The sequence below is a fragment of the Ruegeria jejuensis genome (genome assembly GCF_041537905.1).
Lineage (GTDB): Bacteria > Pseudomonadota > Alphaproteobacteria > Rhodobacterales > Rhodobacteraceae > Ruegeria_C.
This window is the reverse complement of the sequence record NZ_JBGRUO010000033.1, coordinates 1-24,625: the sequence shown is the minus strand read 5'-3', so window position 1 is coordinate 24,625 and position 24,625 is coordinate 1. Positions and strand designations below refer to the sequence as shown.

23 protein-coding genes, 1 tRNA gene and 1 pseudogene are annotated in these 24,625 nt (G+C 56.8%); 10 read left to right on the top strand and 15 right to left on the bottom strand.

Features of this window, described 5'->3' with window-relative positions; all coding sequences use genetic code 11:
* The first annotated feature begins 65 nt into the window (after positions 1–65).
* The 3 genes from AB1E34_RS24255 to AB1E34_RS24245 all read left to right on the top strand — a co-directional run bounded on the left by AB1E34_RS24255 (position 66) and on the right by AB1E34_RS24245 (position 3,646).
* Positions 66–158 (top strand) — tRNA-OTHER (locus AB1E34_RS24255).
* 14 nt (positions 159–172) lie between these two features.
* The gene (locus tag AB1E34_RS24250) at positions 173–1,081 is read left to right on the top strand and encodes a hypothetical protein (protein ID WP_372574877.1); all 909 of its coding nucleotides are present in this window, start codon (positions 173–175) and stop codon (positions 1,079–1,081) included.
* A 264-nt stretch (positions 1,082–1,345) separates the two neighbouring features.
* Positions 1,346–3,646 (top strand): AAA family ATPase, encoded by a 2,301-nt coding sequence (locus AB1E34_RS24245; RefSeq protein WP_372574876.1) that lies wholly within the window; start codon positions 1,346–1,348, stop codon positions 3,644–3,646.
* Positions 3,647–3,788: 142 nt separating this feature from the next.
* Here the strand turns inward: AB1E34_RS24245 and AB1E34_RS24240 are convergent.
* The 14 genes and pseudogenes from AB1E34_RS24240 to AB1E34_RS24175 all read right to left on the bottom strand — a co-directional run.
* A pseudogene (locus AB1E34_RS24240) lies at positions 3,789–4,484 on the bottom strand (transposase); the annotation flags it as partial.
* 284 nt (positions 4,485–4,768) lie between these two features.
* Positions 4,769–5,647: a carbohydrate ABC transporter permease gene (locus tag AB1E34_RS24235; protein WP_372574875.1), complete on the bottom strand. Its 879-nt coding sequence runs from the start codon at positions 5,645–5,647 to the stop codon at positions 4,769–4,771.
* A 5-nt stretch (positions 5,648–5,652) separates the two neighbouring features.
* Positions 5,653–6,618, bottom strand: coding sequence for a carbohydrate ABC transporter permease (locus AB1E34_RS24230; RefSeq protein ID WP_372574874.1), 966 nt, complete (start codon positions 6,616–6,618; stop codon positions 5,653–5,655).
* A 62-nt stretch (positions 6,619–6,680) separates the two neighbouring features.
* Entirely contained in the window at positions 6,681–7,922 is a 1,242-nt protein-coding gene (locus tag AB1E34_RS24225; protein WP_372574873.1) for an ABC transporter substrate-binding protein, read from the bottom strand.
* A 24-nt stretch (positions 7,923–7,946) separates the two neighbouring features.
* Positions 7,947–9,038 (bottom strand): ABC transporter ATP-binding protein, encoded by a 1,092-nt coding sequence (locus AB1E34_RS24220; RefSeq protein ID WP_372574872.1) that lies wholly within the window; start codon positions 9,036–9,038, stop codon positions 7,947–7,949.
* Between the two features lie 143 nt (positions 9,039–9,181).
* Positions 9,182–10,339, bottom strand: coding sequence for a CaiB/BaiF CoA transferase family protein (locus AB1E34_RS24215; protein ID WP_372574871.1), 1,158 nt, complete (start codon positions 10,337–10,339; stop codon positions 9,182–9,184).
* Between the two features lie 4 nt (positions 10,340–10,343).
* The gene (locus AB1E34_RS24210; protein ID WP_372574870.1) at positions 10,344–10,676 is read right to left on the bottom strand and encodes an L-rhamnose mutarotase; all 333 of its coding nucleotides are present in this window, start codon (positions 10,674–10,676) and stop codon (positions 10,344–10,346) included.
* Positions 10,673–11,743 (bottom strand): Gfo/Idh/MocA family protein, encoded by a 1,071-nt coding sequence (locus AB1E34_RS24205; RefSeq protein ID WP_372574869.1) that lies wholly within the window; start codon positions 11,741–11,743, stop codon positions 10,673–10,675. The genes AB1E34_RS24210 and AB1E34_RS24205 overlap by 4 nt, the downstream gene beginning before the upstream one ends.
* 25 nt (positions 11,744–11,768) lie before the next feature.
* Positions 11,769–12,575 (bottom strand): IclR family transcriptional regulator, encoded by an 807-nt coding sequence (locus AB1E34_RS24200; protein WP_372574868.1) that lies wholly within the window; start codon positions 12,573–12,575, stop codon positions 11,769–11,771.
* Positions 12,576–12,590: 15 nt separating this feature from the next.
* Positions 12,591–13,742, bottom strand: coding sequence for an ABC transporter permease (locus AB1E34_RS24195; protein WP_372574867.1), 1,152 nt, complete (start codon positions 13,740–13,742; stop codon positions 12,591–12,593).
* A complete protein-coding gene (locus AB1E34_RS24190) occupies positions 13,729–15,276 on the bottom strand; it encodes a sugar ABC transporter ATP-binding protein (RefSeq protein ID WP_372574866.1) in 1,548 nt (515 codons plus the stop codon). The genes AB1E34_RS24195 and AB1E34_RS24190 overlap by 14 nt, the downstream gene beginning before the upstream one ends.
* A 21-nt stretch (positions 15,277–15,297) precedes the next feature.
* Entirely contained in the window at positions 15,298–16,263 is a 966-nt protein-coding gene (locus tag AB1E34_RS24185) for a sugar ABC transporter substrate-binding protein (RefSeq protein ID WP_372574865.1), read from the bottom strand.
* Positions 16,264–16,315: 52 nt separating this feature from the next.
* Complete coding sequence (locus AB1E34_RS24180; RefSeq protein WP_372574864.1) at positions 16,316–16,768, bottom strand: MaoC family dehydratase; 453 nt, start codon at positions 16,766–16,768, stop codon at positions 16,316–16,318.
* A complete protein-coding gene (locus tag AB1E34_RS24175; RefSeq protein ID WP_372574863.1) occupies positions 16,765–17,949 on the bottom strand; it encodes a CaiB/BaiF CoA transferase family protein in 1,185 nt (394 codons plus the stop codon). The genes AB1E34_RS24180 and AB1E34_RS24175 overlap by 4 nt, the downstream gene beginning before the upstream one ends.
* 107 nt (positions 17,950–18,056) lie before the next feature.
* On the opposite strand from AB1E34_RS24175, the gene AB1E34_RS24170 reads away from it, so the two are divergent.
* From AB1E34_RS24170 to AB1E34_RS24150, 5 genes are read left to right on the top strand one after another with little or no spacing between them, the layout of a single operon-like run.
* Positions 18,057–19,193 carry an extracellular solute-binding protein gene (locus tag AB1E34_RS24170; RefSeq protein ID WP_372574862.1) on the top strand — a complete coding sequence of 379 codons (1,137 nt, stop codon included), beginning with the start codon at positions 18,057–18,059 and terminating at the stop codon, positions 19,191–19,193.
* On the top strand, positions 19,190–19,909 hold the full coding sequence (locus AB1E34_RS24165) for an SDR family NAD(P)-dependent oxidoreductase (protein WP_372574861.1): 720 nt from the start codon (positions 19,190–19,192) through the stop codon (positions 19,907–19,909). Before AB1E34_RS24170 ends, AB1E34_RS24165 begins: the two co-directional genes overlap by 4 nt.
* A 9-nt stretch (positions 19,910–19,918) precedes the next feature.
* Positions 19,919–20,947, top strand: coding sequence for a zinc-dependent alcohol dehydrogenase (locus tag AB1E34_RS24160; protein WP_372574860.1), 1,029 nt, complete (start codon positions 19,919–19,921; stop codon positions 20,945–20,947).
* Position 20,948: 1 nt separating this feature from the next.
* On the top strand, positions 20,949–21,860 hold the full coding sequence (locus AB1E34_RS24155) for an amidohydrolase family protein (RefSeq protein WP_372574859.1): 912 nt from the start codon (positions 20,949–20,951) through the stop codon (positions 21,858–21,860).
* A complete protein-coding gene (locus tag AB1E34_RS24150; protein ID WP_372574858.1) occupies positions 21,857–22,594 on the top strand; it encodes an SDR family oxidoreductase in 738 nt (245 codons plus the stop codon). The genes AB1E34_RS24155 and AB1E34_RS24150 overlap by 4 nt, the downstream gene beginning before the upstream one ends.
* A gap of 34 nt (positions 22,595–22,628) precedes the next feature.
* Here AB1E34_RS24150 and AB1E34_RS24145 read toward each other — a convergent pair whose 3' ends face one another.
* On the bottom strand, positions 22,629–23,138 hold the full coding sequence (locus AB1E34_RS24145) for a winged helix-turn-helix transcriptional regulator (protein ID WP_372574857.1): 510 nt from the start codon (positions 23,136–23,138) through the stop codon (positions 22,629–22,631).
* Positions 23,139–23,489: 351 nt separating this feature from the next.
* Here AB1E34_RS24145 and AB1E34_RS24140 point away from each other — a divergent pair, with 351 nt between their 5' ends.
* Positions 23,490–23,792 carry a transposase gene (locus AB1E34_RS24140; protein ID WP_372574856.1) on the top strand — a complete coding sequence of 101 codons (303 nt, stop codon included), beginning with the start codon at positions 23,490–23,492 and terminating at the stop codon, positions 23,790–23,792.
* 16 nt (positions 23,793–23,808) lie between these two features.
* A complete protein-coding gene (locus tag AB1E34_RS24135; RefSeq protein WP_372574855.1) occupies positions 23,809–24,378 on the top strand; it encodes a transposase in 570 nt (189 codons plus the stop codon).
* The last annotated feature ends 247 nt before the right edge of the window (positions 24,379–24,625 follow it).

Here is a 24,625-nt window from a genome sequence, read left to right as displayed (position 1 = left end):
GCGCCGCAGCTAGCCTAAAGCAGACTTCGGTTGACCAACAGATTCGCCCTTCTTACGGTTGCATTGCGTTTGTAGCTTAAGGTTAAAGCTCCTGCCTTTATGAAGCCTTGGCTTGCTTAGAGCAGGTGATGTACGTGCGAACCGTACCAAGCGCACCATTTGGAATGAAGAAATGTATCTGAACAAAAGTTTTGGACGTAAACGTTTTAAGGGAAGTCTCGGCAACGCCAACCATCTGATAATCACCTCGCTTGTTGGGCTTGATGCAATAGAACGCGGCATCGTCGTCGATATACCAACTGAGATGAGAACGACCTGGTCGCCAAAGTCACCAGAGACTTCGGCACGACGCGCACGCAGACTAATGTTGGACATGGCGTTGATAAGAGCGGTCGATGCGATCGACGTTTATATTCGCGATGCAATGCGCCAGCCCACATTGATCCAAGACGTTAGCCTTCGCAGGAGTATTGACCAAGCGGGTCGAAGCATTTTCAAGAAACTTACGGCGCTGGAGGACAAACTGCACGGACTTGACGCACTACTATGCGCTCTGGTCGCAGTATTGGTTAGCTGGCGAAATGAAAGCGCACATGTGGAAGCTGACGACATTCTGTCAAAGGAACAACGGACCACAATTGAAAATAATGGATCGACTATCAAAGCTAGATTTAGTGGGCTGGACGCTGACATCCTTGTTGGTGACTATGACGCTGAGAAGCCTCCGACTTTCAAAGAAGTGGCCTCACTCATAAATGCATCTCATCACTTCATTGAGGACTTAGAAGGGCGACTCTTTCAACAAATTGATCCTGAGGCTTACCTAAGACAGTTGGTTAAAGAAGCGACCCGAACCAAAACCCGTGATCGTTCCGTTTCGAACAAGAAGGGAAGTGAGATCGCAGCTATTTGGGGGAGAAACCCTAATGATCGCCCTCGCTACGTAAGATCACTCCTGCAACATCAAGGCTTGTCGTCGAAGAAGGCAGATAAGGGGCCGTCACTGACGTTTAACCAAGAAACTATTGAAAAGCTAACAGAGTTGGATCCAAAGGGTCTCAACTGTTGGCTGTCAGAATGATGGATACTTTTGCCGGACCTTTGCGGCTCTTAGGGGAGGTTCAACGCCAAAATTCACGCTGCATTGGAGCTTCTTGAAAGCCAACTTAACTGCTACGACTACTCAAGTGCATCAGGCAAACAACATTCACAGGGCCCGGTACGGTTTACTCTCGTTTGCAGGCCAGCGAACAATTTCTTGCCGTTGCGCTAAGAGATTGCAACAGAACCCAAGAACCAAGGGCCATTCTTACTCGCGACCCGAGGCATACTTTGAGAGAGCACAGTGTTACGGAGAATCAATTTCATTGAGAATGTCGGTCGGTTTGAGAAAGCGCTCCCGACCCAAAATGTCAGATTCGAAAAGTGCACGTTTTTCTTTGGTGAGAACGGTTGGGGGAAATCAACGATTGCGGACATTCTGCGATCTCTAACTCTCGGCGACCCAGGAATTATCGTGGGCCGTAAGACCCTCGCTGGAGGGCCGGACCAGAAGATTTCTCTTCAGCTTGATTCAGGGCGGGCCAATTTCGAGGGAGGCAGTTGGAACGGAGCCCAACCTCGCGCGGCTGTGTTCGATAGCCTCTTCGTGAATGACAATGTCTATTCCGGCGACACGGTATCAGCCGACCATCTGCGTCGGCAGTATGGTCTCGTTGTTGGCGAAAAGGGCGTGAAACTCGTTCGCCAGATCGTGGCGCTAGACGGAGAAAACACCGAAAACAATAAGAACATTCGCGCCCTCGAAGCGGAGCTAACGGCCGGTCTTCGAGGGATAGGTCCTTCAGCCATGAGCCTGTCGGCCTTCGAAGCTCTGGAAGATAACCCGGACATCGATACGGCAATCGCTGATAAGCAGGCAGAGGTTTCCCGCGCAGCGAAGTCAAAAGAGCTGAAAGCGGCTGCAGGTTCGAGCGCATTTCCGCTTCCATCCGAACCGGCGACCTTCGAGGCAGCCCTCAACCAAACGGTCGAAGGAATTGCCGCTGATGCCGTGGAAGCCGTAAGGTCCCATGTCGCAGCGCATGAATGCGCGAAACCGGCTGAACCGGGGCTGGAAACGTGGCTAGAACAAGGTCTGCCCTTCAAAGCGGAGGACACTTGTCCATTCTGCGGCCAGGAACTTAGAGATCGTAGCCTGCTGGAAGCATATAGCCGTTTCTTCAGTGAAGCGTATAGAAAGCTGGCCGAAAATGTTCAGAAGCTCCGTCAAATCTGTCAGCGCTACTCTAATGGCGAGTTCCGAACCGCAGCGGAACAAGGCTCCAAATCCAACAAGAAACAGTTCGAGTATTGGCGCGAGGCGGCTGACATCGATGCCCCCGCGACCATCGACCTTGAAGCATTGATCTCAGGGATGGAGCGCGCTGCTGCGGAAATGGATTCAGCGCTGCAGGCGAAAGCCGCAAACCTTACTGTGGCGTTGGACATGGAGCGACTTGGCGCAGCTGTCTATGCCTGGACGAGCGCGAGGGCGGCCATCGAATCTGCTAATGCAGCGCTTGTTGAGTACAACCGGAAGGTCGATGCTGTAAAGACCACGGTTGACACCGAGCAACTTGAAAGACTCACAAACGAGCTGAAGGCCCTTCAGGCCCAAAAGCATCGCCTTGAGGCGGAGATCATCTCGAAAGTCACGAACTTGCAAACGAAGAGGCAGCGCAAAGGCGAAATTGCAAAAGAGAAAGCCAAGCTTCGCGATGAGCTGACCACCCACGGCAAAACCATCACCGAAAGTCTCGGCAATAGGATCAATGCCTATCTCGAGCGTCTGAATGCGGGCTTTCGGATCGACTACAAAGAACCTGATTATCGCGGCAAGGAGCCTGCCGCCAGCTACCGAATTCTCATCAACGAGGTTCCGGTTTCACCCCGAGCGAGCGGGGATACAACCGGTGCGCCGAGCTTCCGAAACACACTCAGCGCCGGGGACAAGTCGGTTCTCGCGCTGGCGCTGTTTTTGGCGCAATGCAACGCGGACCCAGACCTCGGTGAGACAATCATTGTTCTCGATGACCCGTTTACAAGTTTGGACAATTTCAGGCGGCAATTCACGGCCATCGAGATCAGAAGGATTTGTGACCGGGCCAAACAGACTATCGTCTTATCGCACGACAAGGGATTCCTCCGCCTGCTGTGGGATAAAATCGACCAGAAACTGATCAAGTCGTTCGCGCTCCAAACAGGCGCGCCCGGCGTTACGACCATCACACCCTACGACATTCCCGGCTCGACGCAACCGCGCCATGTTACGGAGCGCATGAAGATTGAGGAGTTCATCGAGGGCGAGCCCCACGAACTTTCATATATCAGGTCGCGCCTGCGAACCGTCTGCGAAGACTTTTACCGCAAAGCTGACCCCGGACTCTTTGGCGAAGCTGCAACGCTGGATCAAATCATCCGCGCCCTAAACGACGCCCACAACGATCACCCGTTCAAAGGTGCACTCGAGGACCTTAAGGATATCAACGCCTATTCGAGGGTCGAAAACCATGCCGAGATCAATGGCGATCCATACGGCGATACAAATCCCGACGAGTTGAGGGGGTTCTGCAGTCTTGTCCTCGGCCTGACGCGTGGGATGTAAATGTCCGCTTCTGGCATCTGCACTTGGTGCCTTTGCACCCGCAGCGAATGCACACTTCCCGCCCATTCTGTTGAAAAACAACGTGTTGCAGGCGCGGAAAGTTGTGATCTGAAGAGCGCGCAAGCGCATTTCTTTTCAGACTGTCCGTGTCGATCAGGTAATTGTCGGAATAGCTGAAGAACGCAGGACCTTTACGAGCAGCCGTCCATTGGCTGGCTGGGTCGGAATGGGAGGTGAACTTTGGCTGCACCTCGCTGGCCGCACCAAAGGCGGCCTCGTCCAGCGTGTCGAGGTACTCACGCACGGCACGGGGCGCATCTGCCGGATCAATGGCCGACGCGTCCCACTCTTCCTTCGGCGTCGAGTTTTGCTTGTTGGCATCTGCCTCAATCAGGCTGGCATCGACTGCCATGCGCTGCCCGCTAACCAGACCTTCTTCGATGCACCGCGCAACAGTCGTCTCGAACAGATGACGCAGTAGTTCGCTCTCGCGGAAGCGTCCATGCCGATTCTTAGAAAACGTTGAGTGATCCGGGATACGCTCATTCAGATCAAGGCGGCAGAACCATCGATATGCCAGGTTCAGATGCACCTCTTCGCACAACCGTCGCTCGGAGCGGATGCCGAAGCAATAGCCGACCAGCAGCATCCGGATCAGCAGTTCAGGATCGACCGATGGACGACCGGTGTGACTATAAAAATCCGCGAGATGCGCTCGAATGCTGCTCAGATCAGCAAAGCGATCAATCGACCGAAGCAAGTGATCTTGGGGAACGTGGTTCTCCATTGAGAATTCATAGAACAGCGACGATTGCGCTTCCTGCCTCGGTCCCATCATCGCCAATCCTCCCGCCTATTGGCAGAATTGAATCAGCTGTTCATGCGGCGATCAAGGAAGAGTTTTTCAACAAAATAAGCCCTAAGCTAAGCGCTTGTTGCCCGAAGGCGAGAACCGCTGCGATAGATGAAGTCTCCGCGCTTCTCGCCTTCTCCGATCAGTCACTTCCGACTACCCGATGGCAGTCTTACTAAGACTGCGCGTCAGCGTTATTGAGAATGCCGCGTTAGTTCAGTGAAAATACGCAAGCCCGCGCCAAAGTCTGTAACAAGCCCCAGCAAGGCTCATGTCGTATTCACCGTCAGGCCACGCATGAAGTGTTTACGCAGGATCAAGAAAAGGATGATCGACGGAAGGCTGGCGATCAGTGCGGCAGTCAGGACCGTGTTGGGGCCAAAGACGGAATAGCTGCTTTGGAAAGATTGCAGGGCGTTCATGATCGACCGGGTGCTTTCGCGGTTGGCCAGAACGGTGGAAAAAATCAGGTCATTCCAGATCCACGTGAACTGGATCAGGAAGGTTGCCGTGATCGGCCCCCAGCAATTGGGGATCAGGATGCGCAGGAAGATGGTCCATTCACCGGCTCCATCCATGCGAGCGGCCTCGTCTATCTCGCGGCTGATGCCGTTCATGTAGTTGCGCAGCACAAGGAACGGGAACGGGATGCAGATCGCGGAATAGAACAGGATCATTCCGCCGTGAGTGTTGAGGATGCCAAGTGAGTTATAGGTGAAAAACAGGGGGATCAGATACATCTGAAAGGGAAAGACCATGCCCGAGAAGATCAGCATGAACCACAGCGCCTTGCCCCGGAACTGAAAGCGGGTCATGCCACAAGCCGCCGCCGCAGCTAGGAACACGGCGATGGCGGCACCGCAGAGCCCATAGAGGGTGGAATTAAACATGCCCGCGGCCATTCGGGCACTGCTCCAGGCTGCGGTGGCGTTTTCCAGGATAGGCCACAGGCCCGATGGCAAGGCGAGCGGGTTCTTGGAGGCATATTCCTCGGTCGATTTAAAGACTGTCACGAAGAGGTAATAGAACGGCAAAAGCCACAGCAGGCTCAACGCGATGGCCCCGGTCAAGCGCAGCGCCGAGGACGGCCTGCGGGCGCTTTCAGCCCTGATGATCGCATCAAAATCGATATCGGTTTCGTGGCTCATCGGGGTCACCCTGTCATCCGGTCAATCCGGTGCTGTAGCAGTGCCTGCACCCAGGTGATGGCCAGAACAACCATACCGATGACGACCGCGATGGCCGAGGCAAAGGCCCAAGAGCTCTTCTGGAACGCTTCGAAATACATCATGACAACCAGCGACAGGGAACGTTTGCCGGGGTACCCCGACCCCATGACCCAAAGCAGATCGAAGACGGTAAATCCTGCCAGAACTGAAAGGATGGTTACGACCAGCAATGTGGGCAGCAGCAGAGGCACGATGATGTGCCGCATGATTTGCCAGTTCGAGGCGCCGTCGATGGTTGCCGCTTCGATTGGATCACGAGGCAGTGCGGCAAGGCCGATCAGGGTCAGGACCATGACCAGCCCCACGGTTTGCCAGACAAAGGTGACGATAATGGCCGGTGTGATTGTGCTGGCCTCATAAAGCCACCCGATATCAACCGGGTCGCCGCCGCTTGCGAGGCTGATGAGGCGGTTCAGAACACCATCGGGCGCATAAAAGTAGAACCAGATGACACCCACCGCAGTGGGAGCCAGAATCTTGGGGAAGAAGATGATGCTTTTGAACGCCTCCTCGCCGCGCACGGACCGGAAGACGAGGGCAAAAAAGAACCCGATGGCGAGCGGAAAGATAACCGAGGCTCCGACCCAGATGGAGGTGTTGATCAGGGCGTCCTCGAAAGCGTGGTTCGACGCCAGCTTGGTGTAATTTGAAAACCCCGCAAACTGGTCGTAGCCCTTGAACTTTTTCCACTTGGTGAAGCTCAGGTAGATGTTGTAGCCCACCGGGAACAACAAGAGCGCGCCGACCAGCAGCAGCGCTGGTGCGAAGAAGGCAAAGGCGGTCAGGAAATTGCGCCGCTCGGTCTTGCGGATTTTGTGGCGCAGCTGATCCTGGCCGATTTCGGCCATCAGGGTGGCGTCAGCCTGTTTCAATTGTTCGCTACGCGTCATCAGTGCAGCCCCGAAAGGATTGGGACGGGCCCTTCTGCGGCCCGCCCTGTCAGGTCAGACGATTACTGGTCGGCCCAGTATTCGGCATTGGCTTCCTGCATGCGAGCCATGATCTCTTCGGCGTTCTCCATGGTCGGGTCGAGCATGAAGGCAGCGAACTCCGCAGCAAAGTCGCTTTGCAGATCGGATGGCACGGCCTCCCACCAGCGATCAAGCGCGAGCGTTCCGCGTTCTGCCATGTCCGCGTTGATCTTTTCGACAACGGCGTTGGGTGAATTGGCTTTCAGGTTGCCGATGGCGTTGCCCGAAACCGCAGCCCAGACATTTGCACCCTCCAGCGACATAAAGTGCTTCAGAGCCGCAACAACATCCGGATTTTCGGCACCCTCTTTCGACAGCATAATGGGCGCCCCTTCTACGATGATAGACGACGGCATGGATACGTCCGCATTGGGCATGATGAAGCCGCTGAAATCTTCGCCCGCTTTCATGCCGCGCGCTTCCAATTGGCCGATGACCCAGTCGCCCATCAGGTAGATCGCCCCTTCACCGCGGGCAAAGTCGGCCGCTTCCTCGCGCGAACGGGGGTCGGTGAAATAGCCTTTGTCGTACCAATCGGACCAGATCTTGAACGCGTTGCGCACGGGTTCGCTGTCATAGGCCACGTCGCCGGTGTGAAGGCCCGCATAGGCTTCGGGATCAGTACGGATCATGATTTCCTGAAACCAGATGAACCCGCGCCACCCATCCTGCACGGTGGCGTGGAACGGGGTGATGCCTGCGGCCTTGAGCTTGGCGGCGGCATCCAGGAACTCATCCCATGTCTGCGGCTCGGATGTGATCCCGGCAGTTTCAAAGTGGTCCTTGTTGTAAAACGCGGTCCACGTCGAGAGGTGCAGCGGCACGCCATAAACTTTGCCGTCGACCGACAGGAACTCTCGCAGGCCCGGATCAAATTCTCCGCTGGCTACCGCGTCATCCCACAAAGCACCTAGATCTGCGACCTCGCCGGTATCGATGATATCGCGGTACAGGCCGCCGGTCCACCATGTGAACATTTGCGGTAGCTCACCGCTGGCCAGTGAGGATTGGATGAAGGCGATATACTGATCGGCTGCTGGATACGCGTTGTGGTCCAGACCCACGCCCATCGCCTCGCGCGCGGCATCGCTGTATTCGTTCAGCTGTTCGGTCCAGATGCCCTTGTCCGAGAACAGGGCAACATCGTCGGCCTCTGCCACGCCCGCCCCAATCGCGAGACCGGCTGCGACGAGCGCGCCTGTGTAGTGTCTTAGGGTTTTCATATCTTCTCCTCCCAGTAGAAATGACTATTGGTCTTTACGTAGTGATGCTCCGGTTTCGCTGTTGAACAGGTGCATGCGCTCAGGTTGGAACCCGAAGCGAATGGCCTGTCCGATCTCGGGGACGTCAGGGTCGTACATGCGGCAGATGAAGTCGCGGTCGACCCATTGGGCATAGAGAAGTGTTTCGTTGCCCAGAAGCTCGGAAAAATCGACCGTCGCCGTGATGGTCGGCGCAGATGGATCGGGGTTCACCACAATATCCTCGGGACGGAACCCGGCCGTGACGTCCTGACCGTCGGCGAGCGGGCCGAACCTGTCAGCAGGCAGGGGCAACGCTGTGTCATTGATCACAAAGCAAGGCCCGCTGTCGCCATGTTCGATATGGCCCGGAAAGAAGTTCATCTGGGGCGAGCCGATAAAGCCCGCGACGAACATATTGGCCGGATTATGGAAGACCTCAATCGGTCTGCCGGTCTGTTCGATCATGCCATCGCGCATCACAACGATAACATCCGCCAGTGTCATGGCTTCGACCTGATCATGGGTCACGTAAATTGCCGTAACGTCGAGTTGTTTCTGGATACGCTTGATTTCGATCCGCATCTGGTTGCGCAGCTTGGCGTCGAGATTGGACAGCGGCTCGTCAAACAGAAACACGCGCGGCTCGCGGACCAGCGCGCGCCCGATGGCAACACGCTGACGCTGGCCGCCAGATAACTCACTGGGCTTTCGATCCAGATACGGGCCAAGTTCAAGAACGGCGATAGCGTCGTTTACGCGCTGCTCAATCTCGGATGTGCTGAGTTTTTCCAGTTTAAGAGAAAACTCAAGGTTCTGACGTACGCTCATGTGTGGGTACAAGGCGTAGGACTGGAATACCATCGCCACACCGCGTGCGCGCGATGGCAGGTCGTTTGACACCACATCATCGATCAACAGATCACCATGCGAGATGGTCTCGAGCCCGGCGATCATTCGCAGCGTCGTGGATTTGCCGCAACCCGAAGGCCCGACCAGAACCGTGAAGGCCCGATCCTCAAAGTCCAGATCAATGCCGCGAACCGCGATCTCCTGACCGTACACTTTGACCAGCTTCCTGACTGATACTGTCGTCATCACCCGCTTTCCGGTCACTCGCGCAAAAGATTGCCCAAGGGTCAACCTCTGTCAATAATAATCTCACATGCAAAAAGTTTTATCGTATTTAAAAATTCAGAGTCGAGCAGATTTCACCTGTGCCCTGTTCCGCACAGGTCGGATCAAAGATCGAATTCAGAACGTATCTGGTGGTTGTGTTCACCGATGGATGGCGCGGCAGAGCTGGATTGTGCCCGGGCGCCATCAACTCGGATAGGGGATCGGGTCAATTGCATCTGACGCCCCGATGACAAGCCCACATCCTGTACCATGTCGAGCCGTTCAAAGGCGGGTTCTGCGAGGAATTCGGACCAGTTGAGTACCTTGGCGCACCAGATGTCGTGGGGCTGCAGGAGCGACAGCCAGCGATCGGTCTCAGCAGATGCAAGCCGTGCACCAATGATTTTCTTGATCCTGTCGCGGTCCTTGAACCAGGTTTCGGGCGCGTCGAGATATGGTGCAAGATCGGGCAATTGCAGCAGATCCGCCAACCTGGCCAGGGGGGTCATGGCGATGGCGAGGTATCCGTCAGCGGTTGGATAAACACCGTAGGGGGCAGACAACCCCACATGCGCCGACCGATAGGCCGAGCGTTCGGGCGGGCGAGCGCCGTTGTTCATATGGGTCGCAAGCACTTCGAACTGAAAATCGACCATCGCTTCAAGCAGGCTGGTTTCAACATGAGCACCCACGCCTGTCATCTTCTGGCGGACAAGGGCGGCCAGCAGACCTTGGGCCATGTTTGCCCCTGCAAACATATCTGCGACGGCAAGACCAAAAGGCACTGGCCCTTCGCCCTCATGTCCGTTCAGCCACATGACCCCGGACCGGGCCTGCGCCAGCAAATCCTGACCGGGTAGATGCACCCACGGCCCCTCGTCGCCGTAGCCCGAGATTGATCCATAGATGACCTGCGGCGCGAAGGCCTTTACATCGTCATAGCCCAACCCAAGCCGCTCAATGACACCCGGTCGAAAGTTCTGGATTACGATATCCGCACGCGAGATCAGTTTTTTCAGCGCTGACAGATCGGCGTGATGCTTCAGGTTCAGCGACAGGCTTTCCTTGCCCCTGTTGATGGCGTGGAAAATGGTGGATTCCCCGTCGATCATCGTATCCGACAGATACAGGCCACGGGTCAGGTCGCCGCCATCGGGGCGTTCGATCTTGATTACCCGCGCGCCCAGATCTTGCAGCCGGAGCGAGGCATAAGGTCCGGCCAGAAACTGCGACAAGTCAATCACCAAGATACCATCAAGTGGCAGTGCAGCAGAGGTCATGCCGTCAGGACTCCATCAAAAAGACATGCTCCATCGGCGCCCACCATTCGCCCTCGCGACGGGTCTCAAACGGGGCTTGCATGGGCATGCAGATGTCCCACCATTCCTGAGTTTTGGGATCTGCTGCCATGCGGGCCATATCCGCATCGTGATCAGAGCCATGATATTCATAATACCCAAACAGAAGGTTTTCCGGTTCGCGCAGGAAGATGGAGTAGTTGCGTATATGGCAAGCCCTGATCTGATCCAGAACTTCGGGCCAGACATCCGCGTGAAGGCGATTGTATTCCGCGATGTTTTCTGGCGCGATACCAATGACAAAGCCATATCGTGTCATACCGATTTCCCCATTGGCTGATATTGCGGGACCGGCTCCATCGGCAGCGCTGCAGAGGCGTAGCAGCTCTCGACGATCGCCATTGTATCCCAGGCACTGGCGACCGAGGTTTCAAGGCGGTCGTCTTCGCCATTCACGAAACGCTGCATGTTGGACATGACATGTTCAAAGGCGTCAGGGAACCAATGACCGCCGAGCGGGATTTGTTCCAGCGTTTCGCCCCGCCGTCCGATCCACAATTCGTCCGGCTCTCCATGAGGGTAATCCATCAAGACACCCAGCTTGACGACTGCCGCGCCTTCGGTGCCTTCAAAGCGGATCGTGCTGGCCTGTTGTGGGCGACCGAAGTCGTGATGGTGATTAATCGACAAGGTCGCGCGCAGGTCTTTGCCGTAGTTCAAGATCGCCGAGGTGCGCGTGTCTGCAAGACCACCGCCGGGATAGCGAAACCCGCGGGCAAAGGTGGCCTGCGGGACGCCCACAAGGCTTTGGATCAGATCGATATAGTGTATCGAATGGGCGACGATTTCGATGCGGGGATCATTCCGCAGGTTCGGAAACAGATGCCACGGGGTCAGCAGGTTCAAGTGGACTTCTATGTCGATCATCTGACCGAAAAACCCCTCTTCCAATGCGTTGCGGATGGCCAGCATCATTGGAGCAAAGCGTAGTTGGAAATTGACCGCCGCCTTCAGCCCTTTGCGTTCGCAGACTGCGCGGATCGCGTTCGCCACCTCAAGTGACAGGCCCATAGGCTTCTGGATCAGGACGGGAACCCCATCGGGCAGACGTTCCAGCATGTCGACATGCACCTGCGGTGAAGTCGCGATGTCGTAGATCACATCGGTGTAGCTTGTCGCCTGTTCCAGCGTGTCGAAAACCTGCCCGATCTCGAAATCCTCGCCCAGTGCGCGGGCGCGATCCGGGTTTCGGTTCCAGATGCCGCGCACGGGATAGTTGCCATTGCGATACGCGGGCAGATGACTGTCCTTGACGATGCCGCCTGCACCGATGATCACAATCTCGGTCGTCTTGGAGGGCCGTGGCCAGTCCTGAATAAAGTGCATCGTTCCTCCCATGGCTCCGCGTCGATCAGTCCAGTCCGGCTGTCATGCTGATCTTGTGCGCGGTGGCAATAACGGCTTCGCGAATTCGGTCAGGATCGGGGCCTTGTGCGCTGCGCAACGTCGCAACAACAAGTGAGGCTTTGATGGTCGAACCGGGATGGCCCACCAATGCTCCGATATCCAGACCACCCACAAAGCGTTCCCCGTCGGCAATTTCGTAGCCGCGTTCCTGCACGGTACGAACACGCGTCAGAAGCGTGTTCTGGATGTCTTCGGGCAGGTCGGGGAATTCGGTTTCCATTTCCAGAAAACGATCCCGTTCGTCATCGTCCATCGAGGCCAACAGGATGCGTCCGGATGTGGTCGTCAGAGGAGAGTGACGCGATCCGATTTCGACAGACAGGCGCACGGGCTTGGGGCTTTCGACCTGCGCCAGAACGACGATTTCCCCCTCGCGCAGGGCAGTCAGGTGACAGGTCTCGCCGACCTCTTCGGACAGGGCCCGCATGATGGGCTGGGCAACACGCAGCAATTCCTCGTAAGGGGAATGGGTGCGGCTGAGTTCGAACAGCTTCAAAGTCAGACGGAACTGCCCGGCCTGGGTGCGGCGTATGTAGCCGCGTGTTTCTAGCGCACTGAGCGTGCGGAATATCTCGCTGGAACTGCGACCCAGGGCGCGTCCGATGTCGGTTTGGGACATGGATTCCGCCCGGTCGGAAAGCAGCTCAAGCACATCCAACGCCTTGTCCAGCGCTGGCACAGAATAGCGTTGTGGCGGTTCTTTGACGGTGCGGTCCGATTTGTCGTTCATAAGCTCATCCACGCGGATCATCTGGCAACGCCGACCTTAGGCCGGCTTTTTGCCTTTGTTTCGTCCGCCCACGGTATATATCGCTGCGGCAGCGACGACTACGGTTCCTTCGATCACGCCCTGATAGTTGGCACCCAGATTGAGAATGTTGAACCCGTTGGTCAGCGTGAAAAGCAAAAGCGCGCCCACAAGCGTTTTCACGACGCTGCCCGCACCCCCGAACAGAGAGGTGCCCCCAAGGATCGCGGCGGCGATGACCGTCAGTTCCGCGCCTTGCAGGGCGGTCGGGTTCACGGCGCCCAGACGCGCGCCAAAAAGGATACCGGCAAAGCCTGCTGTTGCACTCGACAGGATGAAACCCGCCATCTTGTAGGCGTTTACATTGACACCGGACAGACGCGCCGCGACCGGATTGCCCCCAGTGGCATAGATGCGTCGCCCGGTGGTGGTGAAGGTCATGATCGCCCAGATTACAGCTGTGTAGATGCCCGTGTAGATCACTGGTTTTGCCACGGCGAGCGTTGGCCCGCCCAAGGTGGCGATCACGCAGATGAAAATGCCGACGGCAATACCCCATGGGATACCCACCGATATCTCTTGTCCCGTCCCGCGGGTGCGGACAAAACGTATGACAAACCATAAGATCATGGCGATCCCAATGGCGTAGAGCGCCCATTGAATGGGTACCTTTCCCCCTTCAAACGCAGCCATTTGTGCCCGCGCTTCGGGGGTCGACACCAGAAGCGACCGGCCATTGGTCAGGATCAGCACAAGGCCGCGGATTGCGGTCAGGGTACCCAACGTCACAATAAAGGCGTTGATGCCCAGAAATTGCACGATTGAACCATTGAGCACACCGACAGCGCCGCAGGCCAAAAGTGCGATAAGGGCGGCCACCCAGAAACCATAAGGCCCCGCCAGACCCACGGTGATCACCGCGCCCAACGCCGCGACAGAGGCGACCGAGAGGTCAAAGTTTCCGGTGATCAGGATCACCGTCATTGCAACGCCCATCATCGCAATCATCGAGGATTGATACAGGATGTTGGTCAGGTTTATAGCGCTGAAATAGCTGGGCCGCCCCGCCATGTAAGTTGCGATACCCAAGATGATCATCAGCAGGACCAGAGCATAGTAAACGCCAGCCTCGCGCAGGCTGAAATAGCGTTTCCAATCAGATTGTAGCATTGTTGGTCCCGTCTAGCTGGGGGCGTTGAGGTTCCGGGGCGGTCTGGCCACTGGCCAGCAGGATCAGATCGTGATCCTGACATTCGGCTGCAGGTCTTTCGGCGACTACGGCACCGTCGCGCATGACCAGAATGCGATCCGCGACGGCGAGGATTTCTTCGAATTCAGATGAAATGATGATGACGGCCACACCGTCTTCGGCCAGTTGCCGAACCAGCGCCAGAATGTCGGCCTTGGCGCCCACGTCGATACCGGCGGTGGGCTCATCCAAGATCACCAGTCGCGCCTCGCCAAACAGCCAGCGTGCCACGGTGACCTTCTGGGCATTCCCGCCCGAAAGATCCGTCACAAAGGTCTCGGCGTTTTCGGTCTTGATGTTCAATGTCTTGATCGCCTTTTCGGCCCACTCCATCTCGGTCGTCCTGTCGATCAGAAAGCCATGTTTGGCGGATAGGTCGAGGTAGGGCAGCGAGACATTGCGCCATAGCTCAAAGGTCGGAATGATCGCCTGCTGGTCGCGGTCTTCGGGGATAAGAGCCATACCTGCATTCACCGATGCGCCGGGCGATCGCCCGGCGGGTTTTCCCAAAAACCGGATATCTCCTGATGCATGCGCATCCGATCCGAAGATCGCATGCACCAACTCGCTTCGGCCCGATCCCAGCAGGCCCGCGATGCCCACAACTTCACCAGCGCGCAGCGTCAGATCGGTGGGTGCCAGACCACTGGGCGAATGAAGACCTTTGCACTCAAGCACAATATCCTCGCGAATGGTGCCGCGCAGGGCACGCAGATGGTCGAGTGTGCCGACGGTTTTGCCCGCAATGGCTTCGGCCACCTCGTTTTCGGCCACCTCTGCGGTTACGGCGCGCATCACGGTGCGACCGTCGCGCAGAACGGTCACTTCATCAGTCAGTGCCATGATCTCATCAAGAAAATGCGACACGAAGATGATGCCTTTGCCCTGAGCCGCGAGACGGCGCACGGTTTGATAGACGATCTCGCGCTCTTCCTTGGCGAGCGAGGCGGTGGGTTCGTCCATCACGATCAGATCAGCCCCAAGGCTCAGCGCCTGCAGGATGCAGACCATCTGGCGGTTGCCGATGGACAGATCGCCGACCAGCTCGTCAGCGCCAATGTTGTATCCCAACTCGTCACACAGTTCTTTGAACTGCGCCCGATCCCTCACATCCCGCCGCCACCCACCGGATTTCCAAAGGAAGATGTTCTCGATAACCGAGAGTGTGGGCACCAGCGGGATGTTCTGATGGATGGTTGCAATGCCTGCGAAATTTGCCTCGTGGGGAGTGGCGAAATGCACTTCTGACCCTTTCCAGACAACCTGCCCGCCGGTGGCGGGATAGGTTGCACTGAGGATCTTGATCAAGGTGGATTTCCCGGCACCGTTGGCACCGAGAAGTCCGTGGACGCGCCCCGCATGGGCATCGAAATCGACACCCTGCAATCCGACTGCCCCGTTCGGGAACGTCTTTTTGATCTGTCGGAGTTGCAGCAGAGGGCGCGCGTCGTTCATGTTGGAAACGAAACCGTCAGATCACCACTGGCCGACGCATTCGTCGACGTTGTCGATGCTGACACCGGGCGTTGGATAGGTGATGAAGTCTTCTTTGTGCTCGGCGTTTCCATTCACCACGTCATACAACACCTTGAACGAAATCCGTCCAATTTCCTCGGGCTTGTAGCAGACCGTGCCGTCCACGGTGCCCTGCTTCATCGCCGCAATCGCCAGTTTCGAACCGCCGAAGCCCACCAGTACAGCATCTGAACCCGCCGCATCCACGGCACGGGCACAGCCGATCACCATGTCGTCGGCCTGGTTGAACAGCAGGTCGACATCCGGGTTGGACGCCAGGATGTTCTGGCAGACAGCCTCACCCTTTTCAGCAGACCAGTCACCGGGCTGGGCGGCCACGATCTCATAACCTTGACCTGCTTCTTTCATGCCCGCTTCGAACCCTTCAGTGCGTTGGCTGACCTCGGCATAACCTGCGGCCCCTTCGATGATGGCGACCTTGGCCACGTCAAGGTTCTGGTCGGCCAGAAGGCGTGCAGACAACAGGCCCACTTCACGGCCAGCGGCGACCTCTTGCTGTGTTACCAGTGCGGCAAGGCTTTCATACACATCGTCGATCGGACGTGAGGCTGGGTCCCCAAATTGCGACGCCGACGCAACAACTGGCAGACCTGCATCAGCTACCTTGTCAGCCCAGCCTGCGGCGACAACGGAATCGAGCGGCTTGATCGCGATGCCCGCCACGCCCTGCGCCATAAGGTCATCAATATCATTGGTCTGCTTGAGGATGTCGCCTTGCGCATCCAGCACAACCGTCTTGGCACCCACTTCGGCAGCGGCATCAGTGAAACCCTTGGCAATCGCTGATGAGAACGGGAAGCTGAGCCCGTCGCTGGACATGCCATAGATATCTTCTGCCATCACGGGTGCGCCCAGTAGCAGGCCCACTGCGGCCGCGCTGGCCCAGAGCTTTGTTGATTCTGTCATGGTCTTTCCTCCCAAGAAATTCGTGAATTGGTGATGGTGCTCTTTGGGTCCCTTAATCCAAAGGCGTCTTCCGCTCGACAAAGTAGAGATGGTCACAGACCAAAACTGCATCGCCGTTTTGATTGGTCACTTCGACGGCTTCGCGAACGAAACCATGCGTATTGCGTTTCGGGTGATCAGTCTTTTCCGCGATGGAGGCACGGGTCTTGATCGTGTCGCCGATGAAGACGGGCTTGAGAAAGCGCATCTTGTCATACCCATAGGACATGGCGCGTGGGTTGATGGTGGATGCGGTCAAGCCGATGCCAACCGAAAACACCAATGTGCCGTGGGCCATGCGTTGACCGAAATCCTGCGTTGCGCACCATTCGGCATCCATGTGATGCGGAAAGTGATCCCCGGTCTGACCCGCATGGATGATGAAGTCTGCTTCGGTGATCGTGCGGCCAAAGGTGATCCGCTCGAACCCGATTTTGTAGTCCTCGAAAAACTCTTCGACGATCATTGTTTGACCTCCGCATAGCTTTGCGTCTGTTGTCGATAATGGGCTGTGTCGTTTCCCAGTGGGGGCGCGGGCCTGTTCGAAGACAATGTGCGCCCGTCCAGCCGAATGGGGCACGTTGTGGTGCGGAATGCACCGTCGATGTCCTGAACGACATCCAGTGCATCAAGCGCGCCGGACGCTTCGAGTGTCGGCCAGTCCAGAACCCGGGCGCACCAGATGTCTGCCGGCTCCAACAGACCCAGCCAATGATCGGTAGGCTGGGATTGCAGATGATCCGCTATGATCTGTTTGATTTGATCGCGTTTCGAAAACGCGATGGCAGGATCTGAAAATGGCGCGAGCGTTGGCAGCGGCAGCAGCTCGGCAAGCTTTGCAATAGGCGTCATCGCGATGGCGAGATACCCGTCGGATGTTTGATAAAGCCCATAAGGGGCAGAGGATTGTACGTTCGCACCATTCACTGCCGCCCGTTGAGGCAATTCCCGTGGCGAGTTGAGATAGCCAGTGAACTGTTCAAACTGCAGGTCCATGGCTGATGCCAGAAGGCTGACTTCAACCAGCCGCCCTTTGTTGTTGCGAGACTGTGCAAACAGGGCGGCAAGCACTCCCTGAGCCAGATGCATCCCGGCAGTGATATCGGTGATCGACACACCCGTCGGGATTGGCGGGTCATCGGCGCTGCCGGTCAGCCAGACGAGACCAGAGAGCGATTGCGCCAGCAAGTCCTGACCGGGTTTGTCACGCCATGGGCCCTCGGTGCCATAGCCTGATACCACGCCGTAAATCAGGCCGGGGTTCATTGCGGACACCGCATCATAGCCCAACCCGATCCGCTCCATCACGCCGGGTCGGAAGTTGTGGATCATCACGTCAGCGGTTCCGATCAGGGTTTTGATGGCGTCCAGATCACCCGGTTTCTTGAGGTCCGCAGTGACGCTCGCCTTGTTGCGATTGATGGTATGAAACAGCAGGCTGTCATCCCCGAGCCATTGGTCCCCAACCGCAAGTCCACGGCACAGGTCGCCGCCTTTCGGGCGCTCTATTTTGATAACCTCGGCCCCCAGATCAGCCAGACGCAGGCTGCACATCGGGCCCGCAAGGAATTGCGAGAAGTCAAGGACACGCACTCCAGTCAGGGGCAAGTCATATTCGGCATCACTATGCGGCACGCGATTCGTCATCCCTTGTTGTCACATATAAAAAAACATTTTATATATGAGATATCAATAAAAATTCGCCTGCTCCGGATTTCGCGCCGGTGCGCGGTTTGGCACGGGTGGACCGGACGATGACAAGCGCTGAAACGACGACGCAGCTGACCGGCATGACCTGGGATCATCCCCGCGCGTATGAATGTCTGATTGCCGCCAGCGAAGCCTATGCAGGCGAAACCGGTATCACTATAGATTGGGACAAACGCAGTTTGCAGGCCTTCGCAGATGCCCCAATCGCAGAACTTGCGGCGGACTACGATTTGATCGTGCTGGATCATCCCCATGTCGGCGTGATCGCCAAAACCAAGTGCCTGATGCCGTTGCCGGCGATGGAGGCCCCAGCAGAGATCTCACTGGGCGGATCGGTCGAAAGCTATATCTGGGGCGGCCAGACCTGGGCTTACCCGATCGACGCCGCCTGCCAGATGGCTGTTCTGCGGCCCGATCTGGGAGGGTCGATGCCTGCAAATTGGGAGAGGTTTCTGGACGATGACGCCCACACGCTCAGGCCGTTGACCCCTTTGCTGCCAGTTGATGCGTTCGACATGATGCTCACTTTGGTCGCCGGACAAGGCGAGCAGGTTTTGCCGATTACCGAAACCGAGTTCTGCTCGCACGATGCCGGGTTGCGCGCGCTGCATCTGATCAAACGCTTGTATCGGCTCGGCCCGTCCGAGGCGGCCAGCATGAACCCGATCCACGTGCTGGAGGCGCTTTCGACCACGGACGACTTTGCACTCTCTCCCTGTCTCTTTGGTTACATCAACTATGCCAAACCCGGCTTCCGGCCAAACAAGCTGGAATACGTAGATCAGCCCGTTTTCAAAGATCACCAATTGCGACAAGCCATCCTTGGCGGCGCCGGATTGGGTGTGTCTGCTTTGCGAGACAACCGCGAAGCGGCGCAGGCCTTTGCGCATTGGGTTACATCAGAACCCGTACAATCGGGGGTCTACCTCGATCACAACGGCCAGCCTGCGCATCTGCAAACGTGGCAGGCAAAATCGGACGATCCACGCTATGCGGGGTTCTTGAAAGGCGGCTTCGAGACGATCCGTACCGCCTGGACACGCCCGCGCGACCCGTGGTTTCTGGGCATGGTCGACGATATTTGCGAGATATTTCCGGCATTTTTCCTCAAGGATCAGGCCGAAGAGGGTTTTCTTGCCCAGATCCAGAAGATTTATCGAAAGCACAGGGCTGCATCATGAAAACGGTTGTAATCACAGGTGGGAACAAGGGCTTAGGCCTCGCCCAGACGGCGCTGTTTCTGGAACATGGTTTCCGAGTGGTGGTGGTTGCTCGGTCGCGCGGAGAACTGGAGTCTCTGAATTCGGGCCATCTGGATTACCTCGCCCACGATTTGGCCGATTGGTCGCAAACCTCTTGGCTCGGCGATATTGCATCCCGGTTTGGGCGGATCGACGGGTTGGTGAACAACGCCGGTGTCCATCTTAAGAAGCCGATCTGGGATGTGGCCCCGGATGAGCTTGAGACGGTTCTGGACATCAACGTTAAAGCCATGTTCGCGATATGCGGTGCTTACGTGACCCTTCAACGCGACGCTGGTGGAGCCATCGCGAACATCTCGTCCATGGGCGGTTTGATGGCGCTGCAATCGGCGGCGGCATATGTCACGGCCAAAACGGCCGTGATTGGACTGACCCGATCGGTTGCTGTAGATGCGGCACCGCACGGATTCCGATGCAACGCGGTCTGTCCGGGCTTCATCGAAACGGACATGACGCGCGCCGTACTGGCCAAGGACCCGGCCCGGCGCGACAAGATCGAAGGCCGCATTCCGTCGCACACATTTGGCACGCCCCGCAACGTGGCCCAAGCTGTGCATTTCCTGATCTCAGACGCCGCCGAGTACATCAATGGCGTCGCTTTGCCCGTCGACGATGGCTATTCCATCGGGTTCTAGGGGGCCTTCATGCATCTTGCTACAATCTTGACCGAAGCTCAGCACATCGCAACAACCGAACGTCGGTTGCCTGATACAGTGCCGGAAGGCCACGTCCGGCTTTCTCTTGCCACGGCAAGCTTATGTGGCACGGATCTGCACTACTACCGACACTTCGCAAATGCCGGTTTCGAATTGCAGCGCCCCGTAACGCTAGGCCACGAAGCCTGCGCCCATGTCGCCGATCCAAATGGATCAGATTTCACCGTGGGCCAGTTGGTTGCCCTGAATCCCATCATCAACTGCGGTGCCTGCGATCCCTGCAAGGGCGGGCAAGAAAACCTGTGTACCAACAAACGGTTCCCCGGATCGGCCACCACGATACCGCATATTGACGGGTTCTTTCAGGCGGCCTTCGATTTCCCGGCCTTTCGCTGTCATGCCGTGCCCGAGGGTCTTTCGCCCGATCACCTGACTTTTGCCGAACCACTGGCCTGCGCCATGCATGCGGCGAATATCAGCGGGGCCGGACATGGGGATCAGGTGATGGTCACGGGGTGCGGCCCGATGGGTTTGCTGGCGGTTGTCGCGGCGCGTGCGCTGGGTGCTGACGTCGATGTGACGGATATGCGGGACGAAGCGGTTGCATTGGGTTGTAAAATTGGCGCACGTCGAGGCTTTGTCGCCGATGACCCCGACTTGGCGCCGCGAATCGGTCAGTACGATGCGGTGATAGAAGCCAGCGGGTCGCCCCATGCGTTCAATCAGGCACTTGATCTGGTACGCCGCCAGGGGTGCCTGTCGATCCTCTCCAACATTCAGTTGACCGACACCGCAGTCCATTTGCACAAGATAATGTTGAAGGAAATCAACGTCCGCGGCTCGTTCCAGTTCAATGCGGAATTCAAACAGGCGTTGGCATTGATTGCCTCGGGCAGACAGGATTTTGAACAACTGATCGCGGCTCGGTTTGATCTTTCTGAGACGGGGAAAGCGCTGGAATATATGATGTCCGGACAGGCCGCAGGTAAGATCCTGATAAAACCCGAGGGAGCCTGATATGACGCGACAGATCCTTGACGCGCATGTGCACTGGCGCGATCCGATCACTAACCGGTACGAGGCGCTTTCCGATGCCATCGATGAAGGTGGCAACGCCAGCGGCGCGGCGGCGCGATACTTGCCCGAAGACTATCGCAATGATGCCTCGGGCTATGACATCGTGGGCGCCGTCCATATCGAGGCCGAGTGGGATCATGGTGATCCGGTCGGAGAAAGCCTTTGGCTTGAGGGGCTGGCAGAGGCCGGGGATACGGGTTCGCTTGCCATTGTCGGCTTTGCAGACCTGACCAAACCGGATATCGCGCCCGTACTCGAAGGTCATACCCGCTGTCCGCGCGTGCGCGGCATCCGTCAGATGCTGAACTTTCTGCCGGGGCGGCCGGCATATTGCTGGGCCTCGGCGGATCACATATCAAACCCCCTCTGGCAAAAGAACTATGCCTCACTCGGTAACTACGGGCTCGATTTTGATCTGATGTGTTTCGCCCATCAGATGCAGCCTATGGCCGAACTGATTGCCCGATCCTCTGACGTGAATGTCCATCTGGAACATACGGGCATGCCATGGGATCATACCGAAGACGGGCGTTATGCCTGGCGACAAGGAATGAAAGCTCTGGCTGACTTGCCAAATGTCGATCTTAAAATCTCGGGTCTGGGTAACACGATTGAGGACTGGACCACCGATCTGATCCGACCCTATGTGTTGGAAGCGATTGAGGTTTTCGGGGTGAACCGCGTCGCCTTTGCCTCGAATTTTCCGACAGACAAGATGTTCAGCGATATGGCTACGATCTGGCGCGCATTCGAACACATCGTTGTGGATTTTTCAGCAGAAGAGCAACACGCCCTGTTCGTCGGCAACGCCGCCCGCATGTATCGGATCGAACTATCGGAGGAGACATTATGAAAACCTGCCTCGTCACCGGCGCCTCGCGCTCTATCGGTGCCGCCATTGCCAGGGGTCTCGCCGCCGATGGCTGGGCAGTGGCCGTGAACTATGCCTCTGACACGGAAAGCGCCGAGGGGGTCGTTGCCGATATTCAGGCTGCCGGTGGAACCGCCTGTGCCGCACAGTTTAGCGTGATCGACCATGCCGCACTGAAAGCCGGCATCGCAGAGATCACCAAGACCCTTGGTCCGATCGACCTCGTGGTCAACAACGCCACCGGCCCACAGCCAGACATGCCAATCATGGAGCAGACCTGGCAAGATCACCTCGACCAGTTGGAGTTCTTCGTCAAGGCCCCTTTCGAGCTGTTGAAGCTGCTTTTGCCGGATTGGCATGCCCGTGGATCGGGGCGCGTGATCAACATTGGCTCCGAAGCCTTTGAGCTCGGCAATCCGACCCTTGGTCACTACGTAGCCGCCAAAGGCGCTCAGCTTGGTTTGACCCGGTCATGGGCCAATGAACTTGGAGCCGAGGGCATTACAGTCAACCTGATCGCTCCTGGCTGGATCCCCGGGCCACGCCATGACCACTTCCCGCAATCCGCAAAGGAGGGCTATCTGGAAGCCACGCCTCTGGGGCGTTTTGTTGACGAGGCAGCCATCGCTGATGTCGCGGTGTTCCTTGCCTCATCCGCGGCTGACAACATCACCGGCCAGAAGATCGCAGTGAACGGTGGACGGACACTGTGTTAACACGTTAAGGGGCGACTAAACCTTCAGAGCCCGGTTATACATTGGACGCTTTGGAGAGGCGGGCGAGGTGGCTTGTAGAGCGTTCGGACGCTCCGGGGCCTGCTTCCATAGTCACATCGTACGGGCTGAGGTACCGCCCTGAGTGAGAAAACACTGCGACTGTCTGAACCGGCGATCCTGTTTCCTTGTCTAAAATCCTGGTTGGTTCACCCTTGCCTCCGAATAACCACTTGTCGCCCCACTGACCTATAGCGACGACAATGGGAAAGAGGGCTTGTCCCCTCGAAGTCAGGACATATACCTTGCGGCGACTACCTTTTCGTTTCGGCACTCGCTCCATGATTTCATACTTGCACAACGTGTCCAGACGATTAGCCAGGATGTTCTTTGACATGCCTATATCTCTTTGGAAATCTGAAAATTTGGACACACCTGCAAATGCTGCACTTACGATTAGCATACTCCATGTATCACCGACTATGTTTAGCGCCGGCGCCCAACTGCAGTCGCGCTTTTGCAAAGGGGTTGAGTTTATCCGGTTCATTCGCGGCCTGCTCTCAATATCTGTCGGTGTTCTAGCTAGGCTGATCTGAACAACGCACAGTTTCAGATCCGGTTTCACCCATCTTGTAGTGCGTTCATCAATGGTCTTAATTTACAACCATTTCAGCTCGGAGCGGCATATAACGTGGCGTCACGGTGTGTCGCAAATATTGGCAAGCCTGTTGCACGTTCCTGCGGTCTGATCCAACTGGTGGTTGGTCTGCTGCGGGCGTGATGCACGGATCGAGCTGTCGCGCTAGTTTCAGGTTTTCTCTGACGCGAGCGACGGTTGATGCCTCACAAATTCAATCATGCCCGTCGCAATAGGTTTCCCAAGGCAAAGTATCGGGTCATGAACTGCTCGGAATACAACGAAAGTCTCCAGCAGCGGGGCGATGTGACGCTCTGGGTTTCCGATGATGTGGTGCAGAACTGGGCGCCGCCACGTCGCAAGACACGCGGTGGTCAGGCGCGTTACTCCGATCTGGCAATCGAGATCTGCCTCACTCTGCGGGTCGTGTTTCGAATTCCGCTCAGGCAAACTCAGGGCTTCATGCGGTCGATTGCCAAGCTGATGGGGTTGAACCTCGCAATGCCGGATTACTCGACGCTATCGCGACGTGGCAAAGGGCTGATGATCGCCCAAAATCGGTAAACCAATTACCCTCATTGTGGACAGCACGGACCTGAAAGTGCGTGGCGACCACGGCTGGCATGAAGAAAAGCACGGCATCAGGAAAGCCTGCAAAACATGGCGCAAGCTGCATATCGGGCTCGATCCGGAAACTGGCAATATCGCCGCTTTGGAACTGACCACTGAGCATGTGGGCGATGAAACGGCGCAGCCAGATTTGCTCACCGATGTTGATGCCGATGTGAGCCTGTTTCTGGCGGATGGAGCCTATGACGGCCAGGGGGCGGTAGACTGTCTGGTGGACAGGTTTGGGCCTGAAATAGAGATCGTTATCCCACCTCCGAAGAACGCTGTTCATGGCGAGAATGCACAACGCAATCGACACATCGATGTCATCGCCAAACATGGCAGAATGAATTGGCAAATTGAGACGGGATACAACCAGCGGTCACAGGTTGAAGCTCAGATCGGCAGATGGGAACAAATTATTTGCGATCGCCCGCAAGCGCGGGACTTCGACAATCAAATAGCCAAAGCGCAAATCGTCTCGAGGGTACTCAACCGCAGGACATCACTCGGCCCTGCGGAGTATAAACGCGCCTTCTGAAATGACTGGACATAGGGCAAATTCGCCTCAATCCTGATCCATGCAACATATGTGGATACCCCCTTCGCGCAAGGTTCTTTTGAGTAAAGTGAGCGTGTGATCAGGGTCACGTCCGTCAAGGTGGTGTAATTTGTCGGATGGCCTGAGGTCATGATCAGACGGCTTTGATGCTGAGAATGGGGTCGATCTCCTCGTGGTCGATTTGGGCGAAAGCTTCCACCATCATGTAACGGCTGGCGGTCTGCCA